At 61.9% G+C, this 8,313-nt stretch carries 7 protein-coding genes and 1 riboswitch; of the genes, 4 read left to right on the top strand and 3 right to left on the bottom strand.

The genetic code is table 11. From position 1 onward, the window contains the following. Window positions 1-751, top strand: a 751-nt coding sequence (locus NW844_RS08385) for an SDR family oxidoreductase (RefSeq protein ID WP_414334933.1), incomplete at its 5' end; no start/stop codon positions are given. A gap of 170 nt (window positions 752-921) precedes the next feature. Continuing rightward, entirely contained in the window at window positions 922-2,979 is a 2,058-nt protein-coding gene (locus tag NW844_RS08380; RefSeq protein ID WP_414334932.1) for a cation:proton antiporter, read from the top strand. 219 nt (window positions 2,980-3,198) lie between these two features. On the opposite strand, the gene NW844_RS08375 is transcribed toward NW844_RS08380, so the two are convergent. Further along, window positions 3,199-3,642 (bottom strand): DUF4278 domain-containing protein, encoded by a 444-nt coding sequence (locus NW844_RS08375; protein WP_414334931.1) that lies wholly within the window; start codon window positions 3,640-3,642, stop codon window positions 3,199-3,201. Between the two features lie 93 nt (window positions 3,643-3,735). Beyond that, a riboswitch (Glutamine riboswitch) is annotated at window positions 3,736-3,827 on the bottom strand. 247 nt (window positions 3,828-4,074) lie between these two features. Between NW844_RS08375 and NW844_RS08370 the strand changes: the two genes are divergently transcribed. Then, window positions 4,075-5,955, top strand: a complete 1,881-nt coding sequence (locus tag NW844_RS08370) for a cation:proton antiporter (protein ID WP_414334930.1) — start codon at window positions 4,075-4,077, stop codon at window positions 5,953-5,955. Window positions 5,956-5,969: 14 nt separating this feature from the next. Here NW844_RS08370 and NW844_RS08365 read toward each other — a convergent pair whose 3' ends face one another. Continuing rightward, the gene (locus NW844_RS08365; RefSeq protein WP_414334929.1) at window positions 5,970-7,334 is read right to left on the bottom strand and encodes a CRTAC1 family protein; all 1,365 of its coding nucleotides are present in this window, start codon (window positions 7,332-7,334) and stop codon (window positions 5,970-5,972) included. 88 nt (window positions 7,335-7,422) lie between these two features. Here NW844_RS08365 and rpsT point away from each other — a divergent pair, with 88 nt between their 5' ends. Then, complete coding sequence (gene rpsT / locus NW844_RS08360) at window positions 7,423-7,725, top strand: 30S ribosomal protein S20 (protein ID WP_414334928.1); 303 nt, start codon at window positions 7,423-7,425, stop codon at window positions 7,723-7,725. Between the two features lie 204 nt (window positions 7,726-7,929). Here rpsT and NW844_RS08355 read toward each other — a convergent pair. Next, a partial coding sequence (locus tag NW844_RS08355) for a hypothetical protein (protein ID WP_414334927.1) occupies window positions 7,930-8,313 on the bottom strand: 384 nt, incomplete at its 5' end.

The raw sequence follows: 8,313 nt of genomic DNA, 5'->3' as shown, positions 1-8,313 counted from the left end.
GGAAGAGTTTAAAAAACGTAACGTGTCTTCCTCATTGTCCCAGGCGGTTGTTCTGATTACAGGGGCCACAGGGGGTATTGGCAGCGCCCTTGTGCCTCTGTTGGCCCAGGCCGGAGCCCATCTGGTGCTGGCGGCGCGGCGAGAGGATCCCCTTTCCACCTTGGCGGAGAAAGCGGTGTCCCTGGGGGCTGCCTCCGGGCTGGGGATCCCTGCCGATGTGACGGACTACAGCCAGGTCGAGGCCCTTGTCAACCAAACCCTACAAAGGCACGGGCGGATCGACGTGTTGATCAACCTGGCGGGGGCTGGGATCCTCAAGCCTGCCCCGCAAATTACCCCTGCCGACCTGGAGCAGATGCTGGAGGTCAACCTCAAGGGCAGCTTCTACACCAGCCAACTGGCGGCCAACGCCATGCGGGAGCAAAAATCCGGCCACATCCTCAACTTCCCCGGCATTCTTGGGCGTCACCCTATGGCTATGGCTGCAGCTTACTGTGCCGCCAAATTTGGCGTGGTCGGCTTTAGCAAGTGCATGGCCGATGAGCTGAAGCGCTTTGGGGTGCGCTTTACCCTGTTTTACTTTGGCGGCATTGACTCGCCCTTCTGGGATCCCATCAGCCTCAAGGTGCAGCGGGACAAAATGCTCAGCCCCACCACGGCTGCCGAGGCCATTCGCTTTGTCCTCACGCTGCCTGCCAATGCCGTGCCCAACGAGGTGGTGTTGCAGCCGGAAAGCCACCAGTTTCTCTAAGGCTCGCCCAGTTCTGGGAATGGGGGGGATCCCAAGCTGCTGAAGTCGGGATCGCCAGCAGGGACTTTCCCAGCCTGGAAAGGGAGGGTTGAGGCGGGCGAGGTCTCCCCGTGGCTAGTTGGGAGGATTGCTTCCATAATTAGGGAGACGTCCAGCCAGGGGCCTGGCCGATGGAGGCCATACGCTCACTTTTGCAAGAGGAGCCTATCCTCTCGTTTGCTCTACTGCTGGGGGTGATCCTGGTGGTGCCGCTGCTCTTTGAGCGGCTGCGCCTGCCGGGGCTGGTGGGCCTTTTGGCGGCGGGGATCGCCCTGGGGCCGCAGGGGCTGAACCTGCTGAGCTCAAAGCTGCCGACGGTGCAGTTGCTCTCGGATATCGGCGTGGTCTACCTGCTGTTTGTGGCCGGGCTGGAGATCGACCTGGAGCAATTTCGGCAGACCCGCAACCGCTCCGCCACCTTTGGCGTGTTGACCTTTGCCATCCCTCTAACCGTGGGCACTGCCATTGGGCGGCTATTTGGCTTCGGCTGGAACGCCGCCATCCTGCTGGGATCCCTGTTTGCCTCCCACACTCCCCTGGGCTACCCCATCGTCAGCCGCTATGGCCTGGTGAAAAACGAGGCGGTGCTGGTCACCATCGGCGGCACCATCTTCACCGACATTGCCGCGCTGCTGGTCTTGGCGGTCTGCGTCGGCATCCACGGCGGCGAGTTTTCCCTCTGGAGCTTGGTGCGGCTGCTGGGATCCCTGCTGCTCTATGCGGCTGCGGTGCTGTTTGGGGTGGACTGGCTGGGGCAGCGGTTTTTTCGTGTAACCGGCAGCGAAGAGGGCAACCAATTTTTGTTTGTGCTGCTGGCTCTGTTTGTGGCAGCTCTGGGGGCGCAATGGATTGGGGTAGAGAAGATCATCGGCGCCTTTCTGGCGGGGCTAGCCGTGAACGATGTGCTGCGGGAGGGCTCTGTCAAAGAAAAGATCGTCTTTGTCGGCAGCATCTTGTTCATCCCCGTCTTCTTTGTGGATATAGGGCTGTTGCTCGACCTGCGCGCCTTTCTACAAACCCTCAGCTCCCTTTGGCTGATGTTGAGTATCCTGCTGGGGTTGACCCTGAGCAAATACACTGCCGCCCAACTCTGTCAGTGGCTCTACCACTACACCCCGGCGCAAAAGCTGATGATGTGGTCGCTTTCCTTACCCCAGGTGGCGGCCACCTTGGCGGCAACCCTGGTGGGGTACCGCGTGGGGTTGCTCAATGCAGAGGTGCTCAACAGCGTGGTGGTGTTGATGTTGGTTACGGCCACCCTGGGCCCAATTTTGACCAGTCGGGCGGCCACGCAAATGGCTATGGAGGAGGAACAGGGTCGGCTTCCATCTGCCGCAGGGGTCGCTCCCGCCTCTGCAGCGCCGCCTTCCCCGCCCTACGTGGTCGTGGTGCCGCTGGCCAATCCCGAAACCGAGGAAAACCTGCTGGAGATGGCCTGCCTCCTGGCCAAGCACGAGGGCGGGCGGGTGGTTCCCCTCGCGGTGGCGACCGGCCACCTGCACATGGACTCTCCCTTGCTGCAGGACTCTCTAGAACACGGCGAGGATCTGCTGCGGCGGGCAGTGGAGTTTTGTCAGGCCTCGGGAGTAGAAGTTACCCCCCTCAGCCGCATCGACAGTCACGTTGCCCAAGGGATCAACCACGCCAGCCGTGAGCAGAACGCCAGCCTCATCGTCATGGGCTGGAGCGATCCCACCCGCTTGCGGGCCCGCCTCTTCGGCAGTGTCATCAATAGCGTCCTCTGGGCCGCCCATTGCCCGGTTGCCGTGGCGCGCCTGCTCCAGCCCTCTCACAAGCTGCGGCGGATCCTGGTGGCGCTGGAAAACTTTCGCTCGCAGGCGGCTCGGGCAGTGCGCTTAGCCGAGATCTTGGCTGCCGCCAACCAGGGAGAGGTTACCTTGCTCCACATCTGCCTCGCCAGCACCCCCGAAAGCGATCGCCAGTGGCTGGAGGCGCAGCTTTTGTCCCTGGCCCAACAGCCGGACTTGAGCTGCCCTGTCCAGGTAAAGGTCTTGGCCAGCGACGATGTCGTCGAAGCCCTCTTGCAGGAGGCCCAAGGGTTTGACCTGGTGGTGTTGCCCTCTTTTCGGCGGCGCAACCCCAGCGGGAGCCTATCCTTCAGCGACACGACCACCCGCATCCTGGAACGCCTCACCAGCTCTTTGATCATGGTCGGGGAGCCCCTCTAAACGACAGCGGGGGTCGGATCCCCCCACCCCCTCCGGCGGGCCTAGCAGCCATCCCACCCACCACGAGCCGCTCGACCCAAGGGTGGCTGCCCCCTGCAGCCTACTGGGATCCCTGTTTCCACACTCCCCTGGGCTACCCCATCGTCAACAGCACCCAAAAAAAAGGATCCCGGCCGGGATCCTTAGGCTTGTGCCAGAGCATCAACAGCTACAAGTGAGTCAGCTCATGCTGACTCGGCTGCGGTCATAGGTGAGACGGAAGGTGGGATGCACCTTTCCTTGGATGCGGTTCCAGAAGTTGCGCACATTGACGTGCAGCCCAACCTGCTCCGTGCCGCGCACCAACATGGCTTGCTGCCGAATCCGAATCGCGCGTTGATGACCCATCATCAGGCGGCGAGCCAACTCGTCCAGAATATGGGAACGGCCCGCCTCCGGAGCAGCTGCCATCACCGGAGCGGCTGGAGCCGGCGCTGCCGCAGCCTCGGTACGATAGGCCACGCCTCGATAGAGCAGGTTCAGGTTAGTGGGCAAAACCACCGGCTTGCTCAGGTGGCGGAACCGCCAGTCCAGCCCCCGATAGCGACCCCCCACTTTGCCCGGAGAAACAGTCACCGTCGCCGGTGAGTGGGTGTAACCAACGCCACGGTAAGAGAGTTCCATGATTTTCGCCTCCAAATGTAATGGTCTGTATCCACTTCACTTCCTGAGTTGAGAAGTGACCTGGGATGTCCCCTGGACAGTCACAAGGTTTGAGGCGCGTTCCTTCGGGATAATTCCCTACTTCCGTCCTCTGGCCGCCATCTCGCCCCACGATGAGCCAAACGGCAGGCGAAAGGATGAACGATTTCTGTCTACATTCTGTATTATAAGCTACGGTTTTGGGGTGTTGTCAGCAACTTTTAACAAAAATTTCTCCTGATTCCCCCTCTAGCTATCCAACAACCCAGGCTGAATGACGCGGCATCCTCTTTGGGAGCCGGTTTGCAGCGCTTTGGGTTGGGCCCAGTCTGTCCGCAAGGCCGAAGAAAGCAGTATCGTGGAAGAATCCTCAGGATCGGCTACAAAAGTTCATACTCCTGGTGGGGTGTCTCGGTGCAGGAAGACTTTCGCCTGATTTTGGACATTGTGACGGTGTTGGCGGCAGCGGCGGCGGGCGGATTTTTGGCCTCCCTGTTGAGGCAGCCGGTGTTACTGGGGTATTTGCTGGCCGGGATCCTGGTGGGGCCGGCGGGGCTGGGGTGGATCAAGGAGTTGGTGCAGGTGGAAACCCTGGCCCAGTTTGGGGTGACCTTTTTGCTATTTACTTTGGGGGTGGAGTTTTCCCTCAAAGAATTGCGCCAGGTGCGGGGGATCGCCATTGGCGGCGGTGCCTTGCAGATCGGCCTGACCATCGCGATCACAGCGGTGCTGGCGGTGGCCAGCGGCTGGCTGACGCCGGTGCAGGGGATCTTCCTGGGGGCGGTGCTCTCTCTGTCTTCCACGGCGGTGGTGCTCAAAAGCCTCATCGAGACCAACCAGATGGGCACGCCCCAAGCTCAGGCCATGCTGGGGATCTTGATTGTGCAGGATCTGGCGGTAGGGCTGATGCTGGCGGTGTTGCCGGCTTTGGATTGTCCTTTGCCGGAGCTGGCGGGATCCCTGGCCAAGGCGCTGGCAGAAATCGGCCTGGTGGGGCTGGGGGCGGTGGTGGGCGGGATGTGGCTGGTGCCCGCTTTCCTGCGGCTTTTGGCGCAGCAGGAGAGCAAAGAAGTGTTTTTGCTGGGGGTGATCAGCCTCTGTGTGGGGATTGCCCTGTTGACGGAGCGGCTGGGCATTTCCAGTGAGATCGGGGCTTTTATCGCCGGGCTGATGATCTCAGAAGTGGAATACGCCGACCAGACCCTGGCTTACGTAGAGCCCTTGCGGGATGTGTTTGCCGCCCTCTTTTTTGCTGCCATTGGCATGCTCATCGATCCCAGCTTTATCGCCGCCCACCTGCCCTTGATCCTAGGGTTAGTGGGGCTGGTGATGGTGGGCAAGTTTTGCCTGGTGGCCCCTTTGGCCGGTCTGTTCGGCTACCCGCTCCCCTCAGCGGTGTTGGTGGGGCTGGGCCTCTCGCAGATCGGCGAGTTCTCCTTTGTCTTGGCCAGTGAAGGGCAGGCGCTGGGGCTGGTGTCGCGGCAACTCTATTTGCTCATCGTCAGCACCACCGCTGTTACCCTGCTCGTCACTCCCTTTCTGCTCAGGGGCGCGCCGCGACTGCTGGCAAACTTACAAGGGATCCCCTTCTGGGCCCGTTGGCTGGAAGGGAGCGAGCAGCCCCGCGCTCTGGCTCCCGACGCTCCCCAAGAGGGGCACGTGGTGGTGTGCGGCTATGGACAGGTGGGGCAAGACATCGTGCGCATCCTGGAAGCCCGTCGCCATCCCCTTTTGGTGATTGACCAGTCGGAACGGGTGATCCAACAGTTGCGCTCGCGCGGGATCCCCTATCTCTACGGCAATGCCGCCAGCGCCCCGGTGCTGGAGAAAGCTTGTCTGTCCCAAGCTCGCGCCCTGGTGATCGCCCTGCCGGATCGCCTGAGCATGCGCCTTTGCCTGAAACGGGCGCTGGAACTGGCGCCCCACCTGGATGTGGTGGTGCGGGCCACCCATGAAGAGGACATTGAGCAGCTCTATCAGTTGGGAGCCCGAGAAGTCGTCCACCCGGAATTTGAGGCCAGCCTGGGCTTGTGCAGCCATGTGCTGCTGAAGCTGGGCGAGCCCCTGGAGGTCATCCAGCAGGAGATCCTAGCCATCCGCAGCAGCCACTACCGCGATTTGCGCCCTCTCCACCCCAGTTGCCTGATCCCCACGCCTGTCAGTTGGCTGACACCCCCTTCTCCCCCCCTCTCCGCTCCTGCCAACGGCAGCTCACCTGAGGTGCTGGCCTGGTGGGAACACTGGCAGCGCCCCGTGCAGCCGGAATGGGCAGGGATCTCAGGCTCCGCTGAGTAGATCTCTCAGGGGAGCTAGCCAGGATAGGGGATCCGCAGGAGCTGGTTGACCGGCGGGCGAGCCACCTGCAACTGTTTTCCGTCCGGCCACTGGATCTGGATTTCCTTGACCAGCGTTTCGGATCCCAGGCCAAAGTGGGCCACCGGCTCCATCTGACAGAGGTAGCCGCTGCCGGCATCGATGGGATAGATCTGGGTGCGGGTAGAGGTGATCAGCCGCACCAGGGCGCCGCGGGCCGGGGATCCTTGGCGGGTGAGGGGCAAGACCCTTAGCCAGTTGTTGCCATTAGCCAGGGGGCGGTAGAAGCTCAGGGGCTGGGCGCCCGACTCGCCGTGGGCAATGAGCAGCTCCAGGCGACCGTCCCCATCCACATCGGCGACTGCCGCTCCCGTCCCCAATCCCTGCGGCTCGGCAGCCTCTCCAATGTCAATGGCCTGCCAGCAGCCAGAGCGCCAGCCAAACAGGCGGTTGGGCTCGCCGATGTTGTTAAAAAACAGCTCCGGGTAGCCGTCGTTGTCGAAGTCGGCAGCAATGACTGTGCGAATGCGGGAGGGTCTGGCCAGATCTGGGGGGGCCACGTTCTTGAAGATGCCGCCGGGGGTTTGGATCCAGAGGCGATGCGGCCCTTCCCAGTTGCCGTAGACCAAGTCCAGCCGCCCGTCCCCATCCAGATCCACCGCTGCCACCCCCCGCCCATGCTCGCCGGGATCCGCCAGCCCCACCTCGGCGGCAATTTCTTCAAAGGTGCCATCCCCGCGGTTGCGAAACAAAAAGTTGGGCCCCTGCTCGTTGACGGCAAACATGTCCATCCGCTGCGAGACCAAGGGCAGGGCCACCAGCCCCCGCCCGCCCGTTACCCGGTTCACCCCCGCCTCCGGTGCCACATCGGCAATCATCTGGTTGGAGCCCAGCTCGTAAAGGCGCATGGGGCCGCCGTAGTTGGCCACGAAAAACCCGTACCGCCCCTGGCCAAAGCGATCCACGCAGGCCACCGAGCGACCGGCCGTCAAGTTGAGGGCATCTTGGTTGTGGGGTAGAGAGAACAGATCCACCCAACGGGATCCCTGCCAGTCGAAGAGGCGATCCCCAAAGCGCTTGCGCCCGCCGAAGGTATCGGTATTCAAAACATAGAGTTCTTCTTGCCCGTCGCCGTCGAAGTCGCCGGCAGCCACCCCAATGGCCATGCGCCCTGCATCGGCCAGAGTATCGTCCACCAGATCCACCAGCGCCTGGCCGTTCCACTTCAAAACCCGATTCGGGCCGCGGAAGCCGCACACAAACAGCTCAAAAGCCCCGTCCCGATCCACATCGCAAACGGCAACCCCATAGAAAAGGGCAGGCGGGTTGAACAAGAGGAGGGAGCTGCAATCTCGAAACATGGGGATCCCGTCGTAGGAGAGGCAGGAACTGGTGGAGCTCCAAACTCTAATGGTATGCTAGATCTCCGCCGTAGCTTCCCTCTCGACCATGCCACGCATTAAATCTGCCATCAAGCGCGTCAAGATTGCCGAGCGAAATCGGCTACGCAACAAAGCTACCAAAGCCATGGTGCGCGCGCTGATGAAAAAAGTGATCTCTCTCTCCTCTACTTACGCCGCCAACCCCCAACCGGAAACCCTGCAGGAGATTCAAGCGGCGATGAGCGCTGCCTTTAGCCGCATCGACAAAGCGGCCAAAACAGGGGTTCTCCACAAAAACACAGCCGCCCGTCGGAAGGCTCGTCTATCTCGGATTGTGCAACGATCCCTAGCCGCCACAAGTGCCTCCTAAGACAGGGTCTTGGACAGGCGGAGCCCAAAGGGCTCTACTGCTGCCCCGGAAGCAAGCTTAAGCATTTGCCTACCAGGCTACTCTGCTGTGTGTTGCAACCTTCTCCAAACCGGCGCTGACAGCCGTTGACCTCAGCCAAGGAGCAACAGCAGCCATGGCAAGACGGGACATCTGGTCAGGGATCCCAACTCTCGGCCAGGCCAACTAGCGGGAATCCAAGGTGCGCACCAGCCAGCGCCGCAGCGGATGCCAGGCGGGCAAAGACAAAATCCAGCGGGACTGGCGCTCCAACATCAGGCGCTCCATGGGATAGAGGCCAAACAGCTCGTAGCGGCTTTGGGCGATCAAGATCCCCAGCGTGAAGCTGACGCACAGCAAAAGGCCGAAGGTAGGCCAGCCGGGCCGGTAAAACAAGGCATAGCGCAGGCCTGTCCAGGTGAAATGGTTCCACAGGCGGATGAGATCTGCCCGCAAAGCCCAGAGGCTGGGGATCCCGACCAGCAGCCACAGCAGGCCCAGAAAGATAAAGCTGCCGCCATGGTAGAGGCGCAGCAGACGCCTGGCCGCCGGAGAGAGGGATCCCAGGCC

Origin of the sequence: Synechococcus sp. H55.2 (assembly GCF_047462495.1) — a bacterium.
GTDB lineage: Bacteria > Cyanobacteriota > Cyanobacteriia > Thermostichales > Thermostichaceae > Thermostichus.
The sequence above is the reverse complement of the archived record's forward strand: the minus strand, read 5'-3'. Positions and strand labels throughout refer to the sequence as shown.